Origin of the sequence: Synechococcus sp. R55.8 (assembly GCF_047461895.1) — a bacterium.
Taxonomy (GTDB): Bacteria; Cyanobacteriota; Cyanobacteriia; order Thermostichales; family Thermostichaceae; genus Thermostichus.
This window is the reverse complement of sequence record NZ_JANSIB010000039.1, coordinates 1-21,030: the sequence shown is the minus strand read 5'-3', so window position 1 is coordinate 21,030 and position 21,030 is coordinate 1. Positions and strand designations below refer to the sequence as shown.

Genomic DNA, 21,030 nt, shown 5'->3' with positions numbered 1-21,030 from the left:
CGATCGCTTCTTTCCTGAACCATGTTCAGGAGAGTTCAGCGTGAATGTATCAGGTAACTCCAGCCGATGCAGAGGCTCATGCTGCTCCCCAACCGGCAGATCTGGCAAGGATCTGGGCAGATTGCCCGCAGGCGGTGTTCAACCAGGAATCAAGTCAGCAGCAACTGTTTTTGGGATTGGGGCTGCCCCCGCACTTGACCTGGCAAGGGCGACTCTATCGCCGCGCTGAGCGTGCTGCCGCCGATACTGGGCGCTTTGTTACCGATGGCACTCGCATTCAAGATCATGTGGTCTATTGGGAGATCCCCTCTGGAGAAAACCCGTTTGATTTTAGTAAACTACCCGACCCTGCCGGATCCGCCGCCGGAGCGGCTATTTTTGTTGAATCGCCACCGCCAGTTTGTGCCCTACGAGTTGTAACCGAAGTCCTTTCTCCCTCTGTTGTCTATTGTCTATGTCGTCCATTCAACGAGAACCTCGCATTCTGTTGGGCCTGCGGGCCGACCAATTTCGTCATCCCGTGGATCTGCAAGCCACCCGCTCTCTGCAGCAAGTGCCGGGGCTGGGCCTGCTGATTCAAAATTGGCTTGGCTCAACGGCAGGACAGATATTTTATCTGGACAACATTGCTTCCAGCATCCAAATTAACGAGCATCAGTTGCCGGAAATTCATCAGCTTTTGGTGCAGGCCTGTCGCATCTTGGATCTGGAGGTGCCCCAGCTCTACGTGCGGCAGAACCCCACGCCCAATGCTTACACCTTTGCCATGCAGGGGAAAAAGCCCTTCATTGTCTTGCACAGCTCTCTGCTGGATCTGTTGGAGCCGCCGGAAATTCAGGCCGTGATCGCTCATGAGTTGGGCCACTTGAAGTGCAATCACGGGGTCTACTTGACGATGGCCAACATTCTCATGCTCTCCACCAGCTTGCTCCCCTTCGGGGGGTTGTTTTATCAGGCGTTGCAGGATCAACTGATGCACTGGCTGCGGTGTGCCGAGTTTACCTGTGACCGGGCGGCGCTGTTGGTAGCCCAAGATGCCAAGACGGTGATCTCGGTGTTGATGAAATTGTGTGGGGGATCCCCGCAATTGGCCTCCAAGCTGAACGTGGACGCCTTTTTGGAGCAGGCCCGTACTTACGACGAGCTGGACGGGGATCTGTGGCAGATGGAGCTGAAGCAGATGCAAACGGTGGGGCGCACCCATCCGCTGCCGGTGCTACGGGCCAGAGAAATCGAGCGTTGGTTCCGCAGCAACACCTATCAGCAGATCCTGGAGCTCCAGGGATTGGGCTCCGCACCGCGGACGTCAACGGCTGCTTCGTAAACTACCGGACTCCGACCGCTAAAGCAGTACAGAGCGGGCTTTTAGTAGCCCTGCAGTTGGCAAGCCAACCACGAGCCTCTGGGGTGGTTTACAGCACCCCCAATCGACCGTTACCAGTGCCTTAAACAACCGTTTCTGGTGTCCGCAGTACAATTATAACCATGGAGGCGGACTTTCCTCTCGACACTGATCCTACCGGTACAGCACGGGGCTCCTGCGATTTCTAGCTGAGTGCTCAAGATGGATCCCTCTCATGTGCCCCTGGGTTTGCCGCTCATCTTGGGGGAGGTGCTTTTCGACTGCTTCCCCACAGAGATTGTGCTGGGCGGAGCAGCTTTGAATGTGGCTTGGAACCTCAAGGGGCTGGGATCCGATCCCCTCTTGCTCAGTCGTGTTGGCCAAGACGAGGCCGCCAGAGAGCTGCTGGGGGCCTTGCGACGGCAGGGGCTGCGCCTGGAGGGTCTGCAGCAGGATTCTGTTCACCCCACCGGCAAGGTTCAAGTAACCCTGGATGAGCAAGGGATCCCCACCTTCGCCATCTTGCCCGACCAAGCCTACGACTACATCCAGTTGGATATCGGGGCTCTGCAAGCTCTCCAGCCCAGCCTGCTCTACCGGGGCAGCTTGGCAGCCCGCCGGGAGGCAGCCCATCGCCACTTTCAAGAGGGGATCCCCGCTTTGGGCTGTCCCGTGTTTCTGGATCTCAACCTGCGGGATCCCTGGTGGCATCCAGACGCCATCCGGGAGATGCTACGCACCTGCACTTGGCTGAAGCTGAACCAGGCAGAGCTGGAGCAAGTGGCCCAACTGGAAGGGATCCCTGCCGGAGACCTGCTGGAGCAAGGACAGATCCTCCAGGCTCATCTGAACCTGAAAGGTCTATTTCTGACCTTGGGAGCGGCAGGCGCACTGCTGATCACCCCTGCTCAGGTCTATCGGGCCGACCCAGTGCCCGCGCCTCAGCTGGTGGATACAGTGGGGGCGGGAGATGCATTTAGCGCCGTGGCCATCCTGGGGCTGTTGCGGGGATGGCCGGAGGCAGTTCTGGTGCAACGAGCCGTGCAATTTGCGGCGGCCATCTGCGGGATCCCGGGGGGAGCACCTTCGGATCCGGAGTTTTACCGGCCCTTCTGGCAGGCATGGGAGATCCAGGAGATCCAGAGGCCAAGGGTTCAATGAAACTGGCGCAGGTGAAACTGGGCGTAGCGACCCCCTTTGCCCAGCAATTCTCGGTGATTTCCCTGCTCCAGCAATTGCCCCTGCTCCAAGACGAAAATGCGGTGGGCAGTGCGTACCGTCGAGAGGCGGTGGGCAATCACAAAAACGGTACAGCGTTGCATCAGCCGTTGCAGCGCTTCCTGCACCAACGCTTCCGACTCGTTGTCCAAAGCAGAGGTAGCCTCGTCCAGGATCAAGATCTTGGGGTTGAGGAGCACGGCGCGGGCAATGGCCAGCCGTTGCCGTTGTCCACCGGAGAGGGTGACCCCCCGTTCTCCCACGCGGGTGGCGTAGCCATCGGGCAAGCTCTCGATAAAGGTGTCGATGTTGGCCACCTGGGCCGCCTGGCGCACCGCTTCCAGGTCAAAATGCTCTTGTCCGTAGGCGATGTTGCTGGCAATGGTTCCCGAAAACAGGGTGATCTCCTGCGGCACAATGCCGATCTGCCGGCGCAGGCTCTTGAGGGTGACGGTGCGGATGTCGATGCCGTCGATGCGGATGCAGCCCTGCTGGGGATCGTAAAAGCGGGGAATCAGGCTCACCAGGGTGGATTTGCCGGCGCCGGAGGATCCCACCAGGGCCACAATCTCGCCGGGAGACACCTGAAAGCTGATCTGTTTGAGCACCGGCTGATCCGGTTTGTAGGCAAAGGAAACTTGGTCGAACTCCACCCAACCCTGAATGGGAGGCATGGGGCGGGCCCCGGGCAGCTCCCGGATTTGGGAGCGGGTGTTTAGCAGCTCGAAAATCCGCTCCACCGAAGCCTCACCCTGTTTCAGCTCGCTGTAGTTGTTGGTGATATGAACAATAGGGTCGATCAACATCGCAACACCGGCGATAAAGCCGAGAAACTGGCTGCCGGTCAGGTTGCCCTGGCTAATTTGCCAGCCGCCCACCCAAAACACCCCCAGCACGCTCATGGCGTACAGAAAACCCACCACCGGGTCTTGAATGGCTTTCACCTGTTCGGTCTGAAACCGGGCCAGGCGGTTGCTTTCGGCAATGGCACTGAAGCGGCGAATTTCGTAGTCCTCAGCCGCAAAGGCGCGAGTGAGGCTGATCCCGGCAAACACCTCTGTCAAGAGGGCGGCCAAATCCGACATCTTCTCTTGGTTGAGGCGGGAGCGAAACAAAAGGCGATCCCCAAACCAACTGATCAAGGCTCCCATCAGGGGGGCTATCAGCAAGGTGGTCAAGGTGAGAATGCCGTTGAGATAGAACAGGTAGGCCACCACCGCCAAGATGGTGAGCACGCTGGGGATGAAGCGATGGAAAAACCGCTGCACCACCTCTCCCACCCGATCCAGATCCCCCGTGAGGCGATAGACCAGATCGCCAGTGCGGCTGCCGGAAAAATAGTCCACATCCAGTGCCTGCAGGTGGGCATAAATCTGTTGGCGCAATTCCAAAACCATTTGCAAGGAGGCCCTCGCCATCAGGGTGTCTTGGCCATACTGAAAAGCGCCGCGCACCAAGAAAAACACCACCCCAATCAAGGCCAGCATCCGCAATTGCCCCAGATCCCCGGCACCAATGGAGCGGGCCACCCACTCGATCAAGTAGGCGAGGGCGGGCATGGTTAGCACAAAGCCAAGGGTACAGGTTAGCCCCAGCAACAACATCCACAGATGGGGCCGAATGAAGGGAATGAGACGGCGATAGCTACGACCCGGATGCACAAATCACAAACCAGAAGGGCCTCTGACCCAACCAGCTTACAGGATAGTGTTGCGGACTGCTGCCGGGATCCCTGAAACTGGCCGGTAGAGCTGAAAGCCGCTGCGGCCATTTTCCTTGACCTGGTAGAGGGCCAAGTCGGCATGGTGCAAAAGGGTGGACACTTCTACGCCGTCTTGGGGGTAGAGGGCGACGCCAATGCTGCAGGTCACGGAAAGGGAATGGCCCTCGCAGGAGAAGGGAGTTTGAAAGGCATCGACAATCCGCTGAGCCAGACGCGCTGCCACTGTGGGGCTGCCAATTCGGGGCAGCAGCAGGGTGAACTCATCCCCTCCCCAGCGGGCGACGATATCTCCAGGGCGAACGCACTTGGTTAACCGTTCAGCTACCCCCTGCAACAGGGCATCGCCGACACCGTGGCCGAAGGTATCGTTGATGTCTTTGAAGTGATCCAAATCCACAAAGAAGAGGGCCAGAGATTCACTGTAGTATTGCTGCAGGGTCTGCTGCAGCCGCTCCCGAAAGGATTCGCGGTTCACCAAACCTGTCAGGGCATCATGATGAGCGCGAAACTCCATGTAGGCTAAGCTCTGCTTTTGGGCGGTGATGTCTTCGCAGATGCCTTCATAGCCGAGGATATTTCCGGCTTTATCTTTAACCAAACGGGCCTTTTCTCGGACCCAGATGATCGAGCCATCCCGCCGCCGCAGCCGATACTCAAAGCCGCGCACGGATCCCTGCTCCTGCAATAGCCGCACAAATTCCTCCCACTGGCTGGGATCCACATAGAGCTGCCGCTTGCCCGCCTCTTTCGCTTCGCGCATCAATTCTTCGGGGGAGCTGTAGCCGCAGATCTGGGCCAGCATCGGGTTGGCGGAGAGATACCGACCTGCCGCATCGGTGAAAAAAATGCCCTCTACCGCATTCTCGAAAAAATTGCGATAGCGCTCCTCAGCCTGGCGCAGCTCCTCTTCCACTTGCCGGCGCTCCGAGATCTCGAGGGCCAGAGACACCAAATCCGCCAGGGATCCGGCGAAGTTTTGCTCTTCTAAGGTCCAGTGGCGAGGGGAGCCAATGTGCTCGTGGCAGAGAACACCCACCATCCGTCCTTCCAGTCGAATGGGGGCATCCAGCATCGAGACCACTCCCATTGCTGTCAGGTAGGAATTGCCGAACTCGGCGGTGCGGGGATCCGCCACCACTTGGTCGGCAGCAATGGTGCGCTCTTGCTCCAGGGCTTGAAAATAACGGGGATAGTCTTTGGCCCAGATCTCCGCCCCTTGAGTATGGGATCCCTCGGGATTGTCTGGGGTGATCTCGAATTGATTGATGCAGCGAATGCTGGAGCGCTCCGACGTGTAGAGCCAGACCCCCACCCGTGCCACCCCCAGGGTATGGGCGGCTGTAGTACAAATCTGTTGCAGAGCAGCTTGTAAGTCTCCTTGGCTGAGGGCTTTGTGCCGGGTGAGCTCCATCAGAGCCCGGTTGTGCTCCAACAGTTGCTTTTGGCTGCGCTGTAGCTGCCACTCCACTTGCTTGCGTGCTGTGATGTCCTGACAGGAGCCGACAATTCGGCTGATTGGCTTGTTCTCCTCAACTACTGGAGAAAGGGTAACGATTAGAACATGGGTCGACTCTGGGTCGGGAGCGGCAGAGGCCGTTAAGCTCAGCTCGAAGCTCACTTGCCGGCCATGGCTGAGGCAGTGTTCGGTGTGCAGTTGAATCTGCGCAGCCAGAGAAGGCGGTAGACAACTCTGGAGCTCTTCTCCCTCGATAGGTCGAGAGGAGAGAAAAAACATCCTGCAAAAAGCCGGGTTACCCACCAAAAACCGACAGCGCGGCTGAGGTGAGCCTCTTTCTGGCTCCGGGGGCAGACACTCAAGGACAAACAACCCATCGCTGACGCTCTCGAACATGGTGCGCAGCACAGCCCGTCCCCGAGCCTGTACCGGGCGCCCACGGTACATGACCTGGGGATTCCACAGATCGGCCCGCGTCAGCGCATCATAAACGCTGCCAGCCTGGTCTGGCCCAGCAGTCCCCCTTTCAACCATAGGCTAGGAACACCCAGTAGACGCTCGGGCAACGGGGAGGGCAAGCCGAAAAAAACAGCTATGAATTCACGCTGTCTCTGCCATTCTACGGTCATCCTATGGAATTGTTGGGGGAGTTTGTGTGTCTCCCGATACAAAAGATCCCCGGGCTGGCACGGGCTTTTGGGTGCTCCGGAGGGGATATTCTTTGAAGCAACTCTTGAGGTTAATTAAAAGAATTATTAAAAAGCCTGTCCTGCCGACGTGAAGGGCTATGCGTCGCCGTTTTCAAGGTTAAACCGCTTCTGGCTCCCGAACTTGTTCTACCCGTACATCGACACGCTTGGGAAGGAACCAGGCTCCTATTAGTTAGAACTACTCTCATTAGAAAGAACCTCAGCTAGCCCTGGAAAAGGGATCCCTGCCAGACCCAGGATGGCTAATTCCGCGGGCGTGGGATCCCCGATGCATCCAAGGCAAGAGAGGAAGACTGATGGATACAACTCCACCACTCAACCGAGTAACAGCATAGCTCTATTGAGATTAGCTTTCAATAGCGTGCCGGCAAAGTAGGGATCCTCTTTGATAAAGACTTGCATTAAGCTTGAGGAGTCTGGTAGAGTGCTTACCCAAGTAGCAATTGCTAAAGATTTGCAGTTAAGTCTTCTCAGGAGAACAAGCTGCGGAGTGGCAAGCATGGCATGGCAACAGGTTCAGGCGGGGGTGTGGTGTAGGCAGTTGGGGCAATTGGCGCCTCAGTGGTGGTTGGGCTGGAGTCTGGAGCAGGGCTTTCGGCTCTACCGCAAAGAAGTTTCCTCTGCTCTGCCTTCTCTCTCTGCTTTGAGGATTCGCTACCAAGAGCGAGATGGCTGGCTGGACGTGTTTCTGGGAGAAGCGGAGCAATGTAACCGACGACGGCGCAGCCTTTTGGATCCGGCAGCGCGGGTAGCCTTGCACTACATGCCGGAAGATTTAGCTCAGATTCAGTCCCTAAAGTGTCCTCACGAGCGCATTCCTCCGCAGCTTTGGCAGCGGCTAACCCAGCAGCCGGGTTGAGGACTGTTGAAGGTTAGAGGGCTATTTATTGTTTTTATTGTTTCAGATGGATCCAGTCCGCTGCGGCAACCGATCCTGCCTCTTCTCGCCTTTCCAGTTCTTCTGGAGAGCGGTAGCCTGTTTTTTTCTTCCTCTAGGCAGGCTTAAGCTGGAGAACGAAGAGTAGCGGCTGCAGCCATGACTGTTTCTAAGCACCAACCCAAGCAGCGCTCCCAGCAGCAGGTCGAGGGGCTGACTTCTCGCCGCCTTTTGAAGGGATCCATCATCGGCGCCGGCCAGGTAGGCATGGCCTGTGCCTACTCGATGGTAATCCAGAACACTCTGGATGAGCTGGTCCTTCACGACATCGACCGCAACAAGCTGGAAGGGGAAGTGATGGATCTGGTGCACGGGATCCCCTTTGTGGAGCCGACACGGATACGGGCAGGGGAGCTGGCGGATTGTGCCGGATCAGACGTGGTGATTTTGACGGCAGGGGCTAAGCAGCGGCCTGGAGAAACCCGTTTGGATTTGGTGCAGCGCAACGTCGAGATCTTCAAAGGCTTGATCCCGGCCTTGATGGCGCATTGCCCTGACACACTCCTTTTGGTGGTGAGCAATCCCGTTGACATCATGACTTACGTTTCCCTGAAGTTGTCGGGGTTGCCGGCAGGGCAGGTAATTGGGTCGGGGACGGTTTTGGACACAGCCCGCTTTCGCTATCTTTTGGCGGAGCGCCTGGGGGTGGATCCGCGTAGCCTGCACGCCTACATCATCGGCGAACATGGAGATAGCGAGGTGGCCGTTTGGAGCAAGGTGAACATCGCCGGCACCCCGATTGGGGAACTCTCGCCGGACTGGGATCCCGCCCATTTGGGGGATATCTTCGAGCAGGTGCGCAACGCTGCCTACGAGATCATCCGTCGCAAAGGGGCCACCAGCTACGCCATCGGGTTAGGGGTGACGCAAATTGTCCAAGCCCTGCTGCGGGATCAACACCGCGTTTTAACCGTGAGCAGCCTCACCCAAGGGGAGTACGATCTGCCAGAGGTCTGTCTCAGCTTGCCCAGAGTGGTCGGGCGGCAGGGGGTGGAACGCACGCTGGCCATGTCCCTCACCGAGAGCGAGCGCAAGCAGCTGCACCGCTCGGCCCAGATCTTGCGGCAAGTCATCGACAGCATCCGGTGGTAGCCTAGATCTCCTGGACTTTTGTCGCTCCCCTCCAAGCTGGGGGATCCCTTGGTCAGTGGGCGAGGGCCGCAGCTGGCGGCAGGAGGTGGTCTATGGAAACAGAGGTGCAACAGGGGCAGCAATCGCCTGAGGGCCAACTGGAGAAGCGCCCCCCTTCTCCGCCTTGGGCCGGGATCCCCTTACAGAGGGGCCTCGGTCACCGGGTACGGCAGCACGTCAATCCCCTGCAGGCACAGTATCAGCAGCCCGTCCCCCCACCCCATTGGGAACGGGTATACCGGCGGCTGGGGCAGCCCTTTCATCTGGATATCGGCACAGGGAGCGGACGATTTCTGCTGCGCCTCGCTCAGGAGCAGCCCGACTGGAACTTCCTGGGGGTAGAGATTCGGCAGGCGCTGGTGGAACGGGCCAATGCCTGGCGGGACGAGCTGGGGCTGGATAACGTCCATTTTCTGTTTGCCAACATCAATGTCTCTTTGCGGCATCTGTTTGCGCCGGGGGATCTCAGCCGGGTGACCATCCTATTTCCGGATCCCTGGTTCAAAAAGCGCCATCACAAACGGCGGATTGTCCAACCCCAACTGGTGGCGGATCTGGCTCTGCTGCTGCGACCGGGCAGCCCCGTCTTCCTGCAATCGGATATCCAAGAGGTGGCCGAAGAAATGGCAGCTCGATTTTTGGAGCATCCGCAGTTTTGGGATCCCCACCAGGGGCCTTTGGACTCCAATCCCCTCGGCATCCCCACGGAGCGGGAGTGGCACTGCCTACAACTGGGCCTGCCCATCTATCGCTATTGGCTGGAGCGACGGTGACAACAGGACAAATCCGTAATGCAGTAACAACAACTCCATTCCGCCAAGACAATACAGAAGATAGGATATAACCCGCTTGAGTTGGATCCGTCGCCGCAATGTCTCACTCTGAAACCACGGCCTCTGCCGACCCCTCCTCTGCTTGGTTTTCTGTTCGCCGTGGGATCCTCAACCTGCTGAGCCTATTGGCCATTGTGATTGTCGGGCTTTCTCTTTCCAGCAGTTGGTTTCAGCCGCCGCCCCAAACGCAGTTGGATTTGTTGCAAACCGATCTCGCCCTGCAGGCTTCCCGCACCCTCGATGATCCCCGCTATCAGGATCTGGCACGGGCACTTTTGGGTCAGGATGTGTTCAAGGTGGCCCAAAATCGCTATCAGCAGACCGCCGATAACTACACCGAACGCCTGAAACGTTTGAAACGGCTGGCCCGTTTAACTCCTGCTGGCGAATCTGAGGCGGCCAGCCCAGAACTGGCCCAATCTCCAGAGGTGGATCCCGCCCTTTTGGCCTCCATGCAAGATTTGCAGACGGAGCTGGATGCACTGTGGCTGCGCCTGGGCTTGCTCTATGCCTACCAAGAAGATCTGGAGGCCGCTCAGCAGCAATGGCAGCAGATCATCGACCTGGAACGTCCCGTGGAGCTGGAATCGAGCCAAAAGGGGGCAGCGCGGGTTTTGCAAGGGCTGTGGGGAACACCGCGGCGCATCTTGCCAGAGGCGGAGGTGCAGATCCGCAATCATCTGGATGGTTGGTTTGAGGCGGTGGCTCTGCAACAGCTTTACCGACTGCAGCAGCGCAGCGATAGCCTAAATGCCCTCAACCAACAGCAGGAAAAATTGGCCTTGGCGGCTCTATTTCGACTGGCGGTGGTGGGCGGGATCCCCGTGCTGGGGGCACTGCTGGGGTTGATGCTCTTGTTGGGCTGGCTGGGCTGGAGCCTTTGGCGCAAACGTCCGCTCCTGGGCCCTGCTTGGGAAGTGCCTTGGCCGGGGATCGGGGCGCAAGCGGTGTTGACCGGCTGGTTTTTGGGGTTTATCGCCCTCAACGCTTTGGTGCCTCGACTTTACATCATCATCCTCGGCCTGGGGGCACGGCAGCTCAGCCCTTGGCAGCAGGCGGTAGCCCTGTTTCTCACCTACAATTCCGGCGCTTTGCTGGGGGCAGGGTTATTGTACCGTCTCTTGCACGCCTACCCCGGCTGGCAGAGGGTGCTGCAGGTGCGGTTGTGGGGTCCTTGGCTGCTGTGGGGCTTGTGTGGCTACTGGGTGGCCTTGCCTTTGGTGGTGCTGGCAGCGGCACTCTCGCAATTGCTGCTACCGCAGGCAGGGGGTGGGAATCCCATTTTGCCCCTGCTGCTGGATAGCCATGGTTGGGGGGCGCGGTTGGTGTTTTTGGCCGTGGTGTCTGTCTGTGCCCCTGTTTTTGAGGAGGTGCTGTTCCGGGGCTTTTGGCTGCCTACTCTAAGCCGCTACCTGCCTATGGGGGCCGCCATTGTGCTCAGCGCCTTCACCTTTGCCCTTGCCCACCTCAACCTTTCCGATCTGCTGCCTTTGACCATGCTGGGGGTGGTGCTGGGGGTGGTGTACAGCCACAGCCGCAACCTGCTGGCTCCCATCCTGCTGCACAGCCTCTGGAATACGGGATCCCTGGTGACGCTGCTGGTGCTGGGAGGAGCGCGTTAAGGGGATCTCTGTCTGCCTACTTTTTCCTGCCGAAGAGGCGGCTAAAGAACCCGCCGTTGTCTTCTTTGCGGGGAGGCGGCACCACTTTCTGAGCCTGTGACGTTTGACGGCTGGCCACTCGCGTTGGCGGGACGGAGTCCTTGGGGACGGGAACGGGCTGTTGAGTGGTGACTTGCTGCATCCAACGGCGCACTTCTGCCATCAACTCGGCGTTGGCAGGTTCTAGGCGACTGGCTTGCATAAAGTCTGCTTTGGCCATGCCAGCATTCCCCTGCTTCAGGTGAGCAATGCCCCGGTGCAGGTAGTAGCGGGCCACGTTGGGCTCAGCGCTGATGGCAAAGTTCAGATACTGCACCGCATCCCGGTATTGCTTGCGCTCGATCATGTCCAAGGCTTGGATAAAGCGGGTTTCCCCAGGGCTGAACTTGGGGGCAGGCGGTGGGGTGGGAACGGGCTGAACAGGGGGACGGGTGGGCGGAGCAACGACGGGGGAGGCTGGGATCCCTCCCACAGTGGTACGGCTGGGGGAAGGGGTTGGGATCCCGGTCGCGGTAGTGGTTCTAGAGGCAGGGGCTAGGCTCCCCTGGTAGCCGGCCTTGAGCAACAAATAGGCCAGGTTCAGCTCGCTCAATTGCTCGGTTTTCTCGAGCAGGGTTTCCATGGAGCTGTATTGCTCTTTGGCCAGCTTCTCCACCCGTCTGACATACTCTTCCTGCCAATGGGGGTGCTCGGCCAAGCCCTTGACGGCTTCCCCAGAGGGCCAAAGATCCGGGGGGGGCGTCTCCAAAAGGCGTTTGATCCGCATTTTGAGCACCGTTTCATATTCCCCTCGCTCCCGCTCTTTGGTCAGCACTTCGTTGGCCGGGTTGACCAGCTTGGCAAAGAGGATGTTGGCGCGCTCTGCACCTTCGGGATCCCCCACAAACCGATCCGGGTGGAGGGCCTTGGCCGCCTGCAGGTAGCCGCGCCGGATCCCCTTGGAGTCGGCGGTAAGGGGCACGCCTAAGATGGCGAAATGGTCAGTCTCGTAGCGGGCTAGTCCTCGGTTGAGGCGGGGGACATTAGAGTTGGATCCCATAGTTGCCACTTCTCTAAAATCTGCTGCAAGGTTCCGTTTTCGATCAGGCTGGAAATCGCCCCATCCACAGCTTCCTTCAGGGAAGGATGCTGAGAGGATACTACTCCCACCAGAGGCATGGGGAACAGGGGCGGCCCCACCAGGCGCAGCCGGGATCCAGCTTGGCGCAGGTTTAGGGCGGCAACAGGCTGATCGACCAGCACGGCATCCAACTGGCCGGCTTGTAGCTGAGCAAACAAGCGCTCAGGGTTGCTGGTGGCAAAGAGACGAATGGCGTTGCCCCTCCTCTCGTTATACGCCTCCAGTAGGGCTGCCCCTGTACTATTGACTACGATGCCCACTTTGCGGCCAAATAATTGCGACAGTGCTTCAATGGCCGGTTCCTCTGGCCCGGAGGCGGGGGAGGGATCCCGTACCACCAAGCGCTGCGGGCTGAGGTAGTAGGGCCGGGTGGCCAGAAACTGCTCCGGATCCAAGCCCAAAGCTTCCCGCGCTCCCCAGATCAAGTCCACCTCATCCGCTTGCAAGGCCGCCAACTGCTCCCTCCAGGCCACGTAGATGGGATCCACCTGCACCTGAAGGGTTTGGGCCAACGCCTCCAGGATATCCCACTCAAAGCCGGCGTAGGTTTGTCGCTCCAAGTCGGTATAGAGATAGGCCGGCCCCAGACTGGGATCCAAGCCAACCCGAATGCGCCCCCGGGCCTGGATCTCGGCCCAACGGGAATCGAGGGGCTGTGCCCGCTCGGTGGGGGCAACCTTCCCTTGTTCCGGCTGAGGGTAGCCGGGGCCAGCAGTGGCGACCCCAAGGGCCATTGCTCCCAAGATGAGGGCCAGGCCGAACTGTGCCGCCCGGCAGCAATGTCGCTGTTTTCCGGGGAGTCCGCTAACCCATCTCCTATCTACCCTGCCCAACATAGGGTTCTTGGAATCTTCTTGATTATTCCTCGATTATTCGTCAGCTACTTCTGTCTTCAATTCAACTCAACTGGGGAGCTTTCCCGGTTCTGATAGGCTGGGCGTGGATCCCGCCGCATGGGAAAGGAGACCGGCAAAGGCTGTACTTGGGCCAATTCTTCTTGCAGAGCAGCGTGTAACCAGCCATTGCTGGCCAACAGTCGGCCACTGTAAACGTCCACCGGGCTGCCATCATAAGCGGTCACCTTGCCGCCTGCCTCCCGCACCAGAACGATCCCTGCGGCAATGTCCCAAGGGGAGAGGCCCCGCTCCCAGTAGCCATCCAACTGACCGGTGGCCACATAGGCCAAATCCAGAGCTGCAGATCCGCCCCGCCGCACTCCTTGGGTGAGATGGGTAAAGTGGCAAAACTCGGCGTAGTTGTTGTCAGGGGTTTCGCGACGATCGTAGGCAAAGCCGGTCACCAGCAGGCTCCGAGACAATTCAGCCGTTGTGGAGACTCGAATGGGTTGGCGGTTGCGGGTAGCCCCCATCCCTTGGACGGCGCGAAACAGATCCCCGCGAAAAACATCACAAACAACCCCCAAAACCGGCTCCCGCCCCTGCAGCAAACCAATGGAGACGGCAGCAAAAGGGTAGCCATGGGCAAAGTTGGTGGTGCCATCTAGGGGATCGATCATCCAAGCGTAGGCACCCTCCGGGGATCCCTGCTGGCCTGATTCCTCGGTCAAGATGACATCTTCGGGGAAGTGCCGCCTCAAGATTTTTAAGATGAGATCCTCGGAAGCGCGATCCGCCGCAGTCACCAAGTCGCCCGGACGTTTCTCCTCAATGGCAAGGGTGCCTCCCACATAACTGCGCAGCAAAGCCCCTGCCTCCAGGGCAGCTTCTGTGGCCACATCCAACCGACGCAGCAGGGCCTCTGTCACACCCCTACCTCAAGAATCTGTTACTCAGGATAGCCCGCGAAGGCTGAGGCTCCCAAGGGATTCCTGAAAACCAAAATGGGCCCAACCTGAGCCCAAGCCCAGTTTCCGGGGAAAGGGGGTATCTCCAAGGCTGCCTATGGTGTATAGTACAGTACACTGGGGCTTGTGGGTTTTCCGGCAGCCCGCCAAGACCAGAGTTCCTTTGAAAGCAGTAGGGTTTTGGGGAACTATGAACTATAGATAAGACTTTGAATTTGGAAAGCCAAGCTGCTGTAAATGGCGTTGAGCGTTGAGGGGGGAAGACCTTTGCCACATAGCTACGACGATTTTTTCACCTCCATCACAGAGGTTGGCGGGAAAAGTCCTCTTCCCAGCCAGGGCTTTGATCTGCCGGCGGATTTGTTCGATCAAGTCCCTGAACGGCCGGTGTCCCATCCGGAGTTCACCCTGTCCATCTGCCATCCTGTCCGGCCCTGCAGCTACATCCTGCGGGAGAGTATCTATACGCTTGGACGGGATCCCTCCAACGCCATCCAGATCGTCAATCGGTTTGTCTCGCGTCGCCATGCTTACCTGGTGCGGGTGCCCACCAAGTCCAACCGGACAGGGTTTACCTATTGCCTGATCGACGGCAACCGCAAGGGCCAGTCCAGTACCAATGGGGTGTTTGTTAACGGCACGCGGGTGGCCACTCACTACTTGAGGAGTGGAGATGTCATCTATTTCGGGCCGGAGATCCGCGCCTATTTCTTTGAGGTAGCCCGCACTCTCCCCGTGACTCCTCTTGACATTGGCCCTGACCTTGGCGAAGAGCTTCAGCTTCCCCACGCATAGGAGCTCACTGCAACTGTTGACAGACCCGAAGCTGCATCGCTAAATTAATTAAGCTGGTTAAGCAATGTGAATTGGGGCATCGCCAAGCGGTAAGGCAGCGGGTTTTGGTCCCGCCATTCGGTGGTTCGAATCCATCTGCCCCAGCTTAAAATCCAACCGAGAGCACAAAGGCGCAAGCCCTTGGGATCCCGTGCAGATCTGGGGTTTCGGCTCTTGGCATCAGCAGGGCGCGTTGCTCTGGGGAACTGAGGAATCATGGGGTCGCTTTTGCCAACGGAGGCCCTGGCTTGGCAGGACTGGCCGCGGAGAGAATGGCAACAACCAGAAACCAAGGGTGAGGGATCCGGGGTGAGCTGTTCAGGTCGATCCTTGATGGTGGTGGGAACTTCTTCCCACGTGGGCAAAACCCTTTTGGTGACAGCCCTCTGTCGCATTCTCAAGAAAGCGGGAAAAAGGGTCGCCCCCTTCAAAGCTCAGAATATGTCCCTCAACGCCTATGTCACCCCAGAGGGCAAAGAGATCGCCTACGCGCAGGCTCTGCAAGCTTGGGCTGCCGGGATTCCCCCTGCGGTGGAGATGAACCCAATCCTTCTGAAGCCCCAGGGCAACCTGACTTCCCAGATCGTCTTGAACGGAGTGGCGGTGGGCACCTACCGCGCCGGAGAGTATTACGAGCGCTGGTTTGCGCCGGCCTGGCAAGCGGTCAAAGAAGCCCTTGCTCGCCTACAACAGCAGTACGACTGGATCCTTTGCGAGGGGGCAGGTAGCCCAGCAGAGGTGAACCTCAAACATCGGGACTTGGCAAATATGCGGGTTGCCTTGCATTTGGGATCCCCCACTTGGCTGGTGGCGGACATCGACCGAGGTGGGGCGCTGGCCCATGTGGTGGGCACACTCCAGCTGCTGGAACCCGAAGAACGGGCCCTGATCCGGGGCATTGTCATCAACAAGTTTCGGGGCTCGCGGGAATTGTTGCAGCCTGGCCTGGACTGGCTGGAAAACTACACCGGGATCCCCGTCGTTGGTGTCTTGCCTTGGTTGGATTGGGTTCTGCCCCAAGAGGATTCGATGGGAATTGAGGCCAGCCCCCAGCTCTGGGAAGATCGGGCCGGTCGCCAAGCCCTGAGGGAAGGGCGCCTGGAGATTGCTGTGGTGCGTTTGCCCCAGGTGGCCAATTTCTCGGATTTTGACCCCTTGTTGGCGGAGCCCACCGTCCATCTGCGCTGGGTTCACCCCGGCCAAAGTTTGGGATCCCCGGATGTGGTTATCCTGCCCGGCAGCAAGACCACCCTCAACGATCTGTTCGCGTTGCAAAAGACCGGCTTGGCCGATCAACTGCGCCAATACTCCGGCCATATCGTCGGCATTTGCGGCGGACTGCAAATGTTGGGAGAGACCATCGCCGATCCCGAAGGCTGGGAGGGGATCGCCGGCACCTACTCGGGGTTGGGCTTTCTCCCTTTGACCACCGTTTTACAGCCCACCAAGGTCACCCAGCAGGTACAGACCCAAAGCCGATGGCCTGCCCTGGCCCCCATCCAGGGGTACGAAATTCATCAGGGATCCACCCAGGCGGATCCCTCTGGCTGTCTGCCGGTGTTCGACCGGGAGAACCTGGGCTGGCGGGATCCCACGGGTCGGATTTGGGGCAGCTATCTGCATGGCCTGTTTGACAACCACCTGTGGCGGCGACAATGGCTGAACTGGCTGCGCCGACAAAAAGGCTGGGATCCCTTGCCGGATCTGGAGGGCCACTATGCTCAGCAGCGGGAGCAATTGCTGGAGCGCCTGGCCGATCTGTGGCAGCCTCACCTGGACTTGGGCCTGTTGATGGAATAGCCCATCGGCGATGGGGGAGAGAAGTGGGGTGGGAGGCTATGTTGCGCCAGGTTACGCCAGCGCGACCGGAAATCCAGGATCCACTCAACCGGTTGCCTCGGCTACCTCTGCCTGACCCGAAGAAGTCCCTGTAGCTTGTTCGCGAAAGCGTCACGCAGCGGTAAGGGCGCGATCCAACAATTCCATCGGGTGATAGATGGGGATCCCGGCTTTGCCCTGTAGGCGCAGATGTTTCTGGATTTGTAGGCGGCAGCCGATATTGGCAGAGACAATCCCCTGAGCACCGGTGTTAAGCAAGTTCTTTACCTTCTGGGATCCCAGCTCATCCGCCACCTGGGGTTGCAACAGGTTGTAGACGCCGGAGCTACCACAGCAGAGGGCCGCATCGACGGGATCCCGCAGCTCCAGCCCTGGGATTTGCCGCAGCAGGTGTCGGGGTTCCTGGCTGAGCCGCTGCCCATGCAGCATGTGACAGGCATCCTGGTAGACCAGCACCAGGGGTTCCGGCTGTAGCGGATGTAGAGGAGCAGTTAACCCCACCTGGGCGAGAAACTCCTGAATATCCCTGACTTGAGTGGCAAATCGGGCTGCTTTCTCCTTGTAGTCGGGATCCCTGGCCAACAGGTGGCCATAGTCTTTCAGGGTATGTCCGCAGCCGGAAGCGGTGATCAGAATGGCATCTAACTCACAATTGGCAAAGGCATCGATCATCTGGCGGGCCAGGGTTTCCGCCTGCTGCAGTTGCCCTTGATGGTGGGGCAAGGCCGCACAACAGCCCTGGACAGGCGGGATCACCACCTCACAGCCGTTGTGGGTCAAGACGCGAATGCTGGCCTCATTCACCTGCGGGGCAAACAGGCGCTGCACGCAGCCCAAAATGAGTCCCACCCGAAAACGGCGTTCTCCCACCGCCGGGATCCGCTCAGGGTAACGCTTGGGCAGCAGTTGCTCCACCTCCAGGGGGGGCATCAGGGATTCCATGGCCGCCAAACGCGGGGAGACCTTTTCCAGACCCTTTCGGATCCAAGCGCCGATCCCCATTTTTTGGTACAGCCAGAGAGGCCACAGCAGCGGTCGCAGCCGCTCCGGGTAAGGAAACACCGAGAAGATGAACTGGCGGTAAAGCCGATCCCAAAGGCTACGTGGGTAGTTGCGTTCGATTTGCGGGCGGGTGGCGGCAATTAAGCGGTCATATTGCACCCCCGATGGACAGGCCGTAACACAGGCCAAACAGCCCAAACAACTGTCGAAGTGGGAAACCGTAGCCGCCGAGAGGGAGATTTGACCTTGGTTGAGAGCCTCCATCTGATAGATGCGCCCCCGCGGCGAGTCCGTCTCTTTGCCGATTACACGGTAGCTGGGGCAGGTGGTCAGGCAAAACCCGCAATGCACGCAGGCATCGATCAGCTTGGGATCCGGGGGATCCACGCCGTCAAAACTTGGCCCTTTGGATACGTTCATCGGCCTCTAGCTCTCAGCACAAAAGCCTGCTGTACAGACTCAATCTTGCCTTTTGGCTTGTTTTGGGGTTTTGGAGGTGCCCCCGTCTCCTGCATCTTAATCCGGGAACAAAGCGGCTGAGGCGTTCTATCCAGATCCAGACGCTCCTTTCGTCCGTACTACCCTGAAGAAGGGACTCCCCGGACGGATTCCCTCTCAATCGATCCCTCGTTAACCCTCTTCGAGTTGTCTGTGCTCTGCACAGCACGGAGTGCTATGAAAGTGCAACACCTCTTCACCTCAGCTCTTGTGGGCGCAGCCCTCTCCAGTTTGAGCCTGCCCACCGCCGCTCTGGCCCAAGCCAACCTGCGGGAACTCCCTCCAGACCTGGCAGAACAGCTAACCACAGAGCAAATTTTGCAAGCCTGCGCCAACAACCAAGCAGATACTTTGCCCAGCCCTTTCCCGGATGTGGTGCCAAGCGATTGGGCCTACAAGGCAGTGCTTACCCTCTACTACTGTGGAGCCTACCGAGGGGCCATTCCACCGGAGCAATTCCGGCGCTACTTGGAGCAACAACGGGGATCCCAAACTTAGGTGGGCCTGCACCTCAAGCCGGATACATCTCCTGGATGAGGTGGGCATAGCGCTCAGCCACCGGGTTGCGCTTGATCTTCAGGGTCTGGGTCATAAGGCCGTTTTCCACGCTCAGCGGCTCCGGCAAGAAGCGAAAGTCGCTGACCTGCTCGTCGGGCCGGTAGCCAGGGCGTTCTTGGATGCGGCGGCGCACCTCCTGCAAAATCAAGGTGCGGGTCTGGGGCTGGGCCAGCAGCTCGGCTTCCTCAGCCGGGATCCCTTGCTCGGCAGCCCAGGCTTTGAGGGCATCGAGGTTGGGGTAGATGAGGGCAGCCAATTTCTTTTGGTCTTGCCCGACGATCACGATCTGACTGATGTAAGGAGACTGCAGACAAGCATCTTCCAGCGGCTGGGGCTCGATGTTCTCCCCATTGAGTAGGACAATGACATCCTTGGCTCTGCCGGTGATCACCAGTTGCCCGTCGGGGGTGAGCCAGCCCAGATCCCCGGTTTCAAACCAGCCGTCGGAGCTGAGCACCTTGGCAGTGGCTTCCGGGTTGTTGTAATAGCCCATCATCACCTGCGGGCCACGGGCCAGGATCAACCCCTTTTGGCCGGAGGGCAGGGGCTGTCGGGTTTCAGGATCCACAATGCGAAACTCCGTCCCCGGCAGAGGGGGGCCAGCCGTACCGCGCACATTGTTGTCTGGACGCCGCGCGCACAACACCGGCGAAGTTTCGGTGAGGCCGTAGCCATTCAAGATGGAAATGCCCACCACCTCGTAGAACAGATCCAAGTAGGCAGGCAGGGATCCACCGCCGCTGATGGCATGTTGAAAATTGGGGCCCAACGCCCGTCGTACCTTGCGGTAGATCAGCACATCGGCCAATCGGTGCAGGGGCCAGAGCAGCCAATGTTGCAGGCGAGCCTGCAGGCGCACCCAGGGGCTGACTCCGTAATGCAAAATCGACTGGTTGCGAGCTATCCGTCCAGAGAGCACATGGCTCTCACTCACGGCCATCAGAGCGCGGATCAGCCGCTGCATCAGGGGACTTTTCTCTTTGAATTGCCGTTGGATCCCTTCATAAACGGTTTCCCAAATCCGGGGCACTGCCACCAGAAAATGGGGGTGCTCCTGTTGGAAATCTTGTTTGATAAAGCGAGGGCTGGTATAGACCAGCATGCAGGCACGGCTGAGGAGAAAATACTCGCAAGCCCGCTCATAAGAGTGCCAAGTGGGCAGAATGGTCAACACCTTATTCCCCGGTTGTGGCTGTACGACCACGCCCAAGTTCTCCACCTGGTGCATCAGGTTGCCGTGGCTGAGCATCACCCCCTTGGGCCGACCGGAGGTGCCGGAGGTGTAGATGATGGTGGCCAGTTGGGATCGCTCCAGCTTTGGGGGTTGGTAGGTGTGTTCCCGACCCTTTTGCAGCCATTGGGAAAAGTTCAGCACCCCTGCTTCCTGCTCATCGGAAAGCAACAGCAGCCGTTCCAGGCCCAGCTCCTGCACATCCGGCCGGATCCGCCTCAGGGTCTTCAGATCCTGAGCAATCAGGGCCGTGCTACCGGAGTGGCGCAAGATGTAGCCCAGCTCACTGGGATCCGCCACAGCGCTGCGGGGCACATTCACAGCTCCCGTGAACATCGTGGCCAGATCGGCCATCAGCCAGCGGGGGGAGTTATCGGCAAAAATGGCCACCCGATCCCCCGGGCAAATGCCCAAAGCCTGCAGGCCAGCCGCCAGGGTTTGAATGCGGCGAAACAGCTCTCCATAAGATATCTCGAAAACTGGCTGCGCGTGGGGATCCCGTAGGGCAACCTGACCGGCAAACTCTTCCGCCAGCACTTGCCAAACGTTCAGCAGCGTCGTCTCAGGGGCAGTGGGAGTAGCAGAAGCGGCAGCAGTTGTCATAGATCTGTACCGTAAATTACGTTTACAGTCTATTAAACCCAGCCTCTCTCCCCAGGTGTCGCTAGGACAGTTCCCAGCCTGTCACCCCATTCACCATCTTCCCCTTGCGGGGAAAAGGTAGGGATCAACACTATAAAATCTTGCGCTGGCAGAACCAGGGTGGTGATTGCTCGCCCCGGCAGATTGCGCACAAAACTTTACAATTTTGATCAAACCGGATCCCATATCTCCCATGGGGATCCCGGCTGTAAGCTTCATGTAAACTACCCGACACCGACCGCTAGGCGGTACGAAGCGGGCTTTTAGTAGCCCTGCAGTTAGCAAGCCAACCGCGAGCCTCTGGGGTGGTTTACTGCACCCCCAATCGACCGTTACCAGTGCCCTAAACAGCTGTTTCTGGTGTCCGCAGTACCATTATAGCATTCCTCCCGACACTGACCCTACGGGTACCGTACGGGGCTCCTGCGATTTCTAGCTGAGCAGCTCATCGTTTCTGGAGGTTGTGTATCGGTGATCAACCCATTCTCATC

The 21,030-nt window shown here is 58.8% G+C and carries 16 protein-coding genes and 1 tRNA gene; 10 read left to right on the top strand and 7 right to left on the bottom strand.

Translation table 11 applies throughout. From position 1 onward, the window contains the following. Positions 1–454 precede the first annotated feature (454 nt). Both NW829_RS05730 and NW829_RS05725 read left to right on the top strand, forming a co-directional pair. Positions 455–1,324 carry a M48 family metallopeptidase gene (locus NW829_RS05730; protein WP_011433741.1) on the top strand — a complete coding sequence of 290 codons (870 nt, stop codon included), beginning with the start codon at positions 455–457 and terminating at the stop codon, positions 1,322–1,324. A gap of 240 nt (positions 1,325–1,564) precedes the next feature. Beyond that, complete coding sequence (locus tag NW829_RS05725) at positions 1,565–2,503, top strand: PfkB family carbohydrate kinase (RefSeq protein WP_414412889.1); 939 nt, start codon at positions 1,565–1,567, stop codon at positions 2,501–2,503. Here NW829_RS05725 and NW829_RS05720 read toward each other — a convergent pair. Then, the gene (locus NW829_RS05720; RefSeq protein WP_011433743.1) at positions 2,497–4,221 is read right to left on the bottom strand and encodes an ABC transporter ATP-binding protein; all 1,725 of its coding nucleotides are present in this window, start codon (positions 4,219–4,221) and stop codon (positions 2,497–2,499) included. The two genes, NW829_RS05725 and NW829_RS05720, sit on opposite strands and share 7 nt — an antisense overlap. Positions 4,222–4,257: 36 nt before the next feature. Next, positions 4,258–6,273 carry a diguanylate cyclase domain-containing protein gene (locus tag NW829_RS05715; protein ID WP_414416632.1) on the bottom strand — a complete coding sequence of 672 codons (2,016 nt, stop codon included), beginning with the start codon at positions 6,271–6,273 and terminating at the stop codon, positions 4,258–4,260. Positions 6,274–6,948: 675 nt separating this feature from the next. Here NW829_RS05715 and NW829_RS05710 point away from each other — a divergent pair. The 4 genes from NW829_RS05710 (at position 6,949) to NW829_RS05695 (ending at position 10,972) form a co-directional block, all read left to right on the top strand. Then, positions 6,949–7,308, top strand: coding sequence for a hypothetical protein (locus NW829_RS05710; RefSeq protein WP_011433745.1), 360 nt, complete (start codon positions 6,949–6,951; stop codon positions 7,306–7,308). 249 nt (positions 7,309–7,557) lie between these two features. Continuing rightward, positions 7,558–8,478 carry an L-lactate dehydrogenase gene (locus NW829_RS05705; protein WP_414416634.1) on the top strand — a complete coding sequence of 307 codons (921 nt, stop codon included), beginning with the start codon at positions 7,558–7,560 and terminating at the stop codon, positions 8,476–8,478. Positions 8,479–8,570: 92 nt separating this feature from the next. Next, on the top strand, positions 8,571–9,290 hold the full coding sequence (gene trmB / locus NW829_RS05700) for a tRNA (guanosine(46)-N7)-methyltransferase TrmB (RefSeq protein WP_414416631.1): 720 nt from the start codon (positions 8,571–8,573) through the stop codon (positions 9,288–9,290). 98 nt (positions 9,291–9,388) lie between these two features. Beyond that, positions 9,389–10,972 (top strand): lysostaphin resistance A-like protein, encoded by a 1,584-nt coding sequence (locus NW829_RS05695; RefSeq protein ID WP_414416630.1) that lies wholly within the window; start codon positions 9,389–9,391, stop codon positions 10,970–10,972. A 16-nt stretch (positions 10,973–10,988) separates the two neighbouring features. Here the strand turns inward: NW829_RS05695 and NW829_RS05690 are convergent, their stop codons facing one another. From NW829_RS05690 to NW829_RS05680, 3 genes are all read right to left on the bottom strand, one after another. Then, a complete protein-coding gene (locus NW829_RS05690) occupies positions 10,989–12,050 on the bottom strand; it encodes a J domain-containing protein (protein ID WP_414416629.1) in 1,062 nt (353 codons plus the stop codon). After that, the gene (locus NW829_RS05685) at positions 12,008–12,865 is read right to left on the bottom strand and encodes an ABC transporter substrate-binding protein (RefSeq protein WP_414413040.1); all 858 of its coding nucleotides are present in this window, start codon (positions 12,863–12,865) and stop codon (positions 12,008–12,010) included. The genes NW829_RS05690 and NW829_RS05685 overlap by 43 nt, the downstream gene beginning before the upstream one ends. Before the next feature lie 158 nt (positions 12,866–13,023). Next, a complete protein-coding gene (locus NW829_RS05680) occupies positions 13,024–13,896 on the bottom strand; it encodes an inositol monophosphatase family protein (protein WP_414384140.1) in 873 nt (290 codons plus the stop codon). A 276-nt stretch (positions 13,897–14,172) separates the two neighbouring features. On the opposite strand from NW829_RS05680, the gene NW829_RS05675 reads away from it, so the two are divergent. From NW829_RS05675 to NW829_RS05665, 3 genes are all read left to right on the top strand, one after another. Then, a complete protein-coding gene (locus NW829_RS05675) occupies positions 14,173–14,730 on the top strand; it encodes an FHA domain-containing protein (protein ID WP_414356749.1) in 558 nt (185 codons plus the stop codon). 72 nt (positions 14,731–14,802) lie between these two features. Next, positions 14,803–14,874 (top strand) — tRNA-Gln (locus tag NW829_RS05670). 228 nt (positions 14,875–15,102) lie between these two features. Next, positions 15,103–16,569 (top strand): cobyric acid synthase, encoded by a 1,467-nt coding sequence (locus NW829_RS05665; RefSeq protein WP_414416633.1) that lies wholly within the window; start codon positions 15,103–15,105, stop codon positions 16,567–16,569. Between the two features lie 150 nt (positions 16,570–16,719). Here NW829_RS05665 and NW829_RS05660 read toward each other — a convergent pair whose 3' ends face one another. Next, positions 16,720–18,030, bottom strand: coding sequence for a (Fe-S)-binding protein (locus NW829_RS05660; protein WP_414416628.1), 1,311 nt, complete (start codon positions 18,028–18,030; stop codon positions 16,720–16,722). Positions 18,031–18,285: 255 nt separating this feature from the next. Between NW829_RS05660 and NW829_RS05655 the strand changes: the two genes are divergently transcribed. Beyond that, positions 18,286–18,606, top strand: coding sequence for a hypothetical protein (locus NW829_RS05655; RefSeq protein WP_414331146.1), 321 nt, complete (start codon positions 18,286–18,288; stop codon positions 18,604–18,606). Positions 18,607–18,619: 13 nt separating this feature from the next. Here NW829_RS05655 and NW829_RS05650 read toward each other — a convergent pair whose 3' ends face one another. Further along, positions 18,620–20,500 (bottom strand): AMP-dependent synthetase/ligase, encoded by a 1,881-nt coding sequence (locus NW829_RS05650; RefSeq protein ID WP_414416627.1) that lies wholly within the window; start codon positions 20,498–20,500, stop codon positions 18,620–18,622. Between the last annotated feature and the right edge of the window lie 530 nt (positions 20,501–21,030).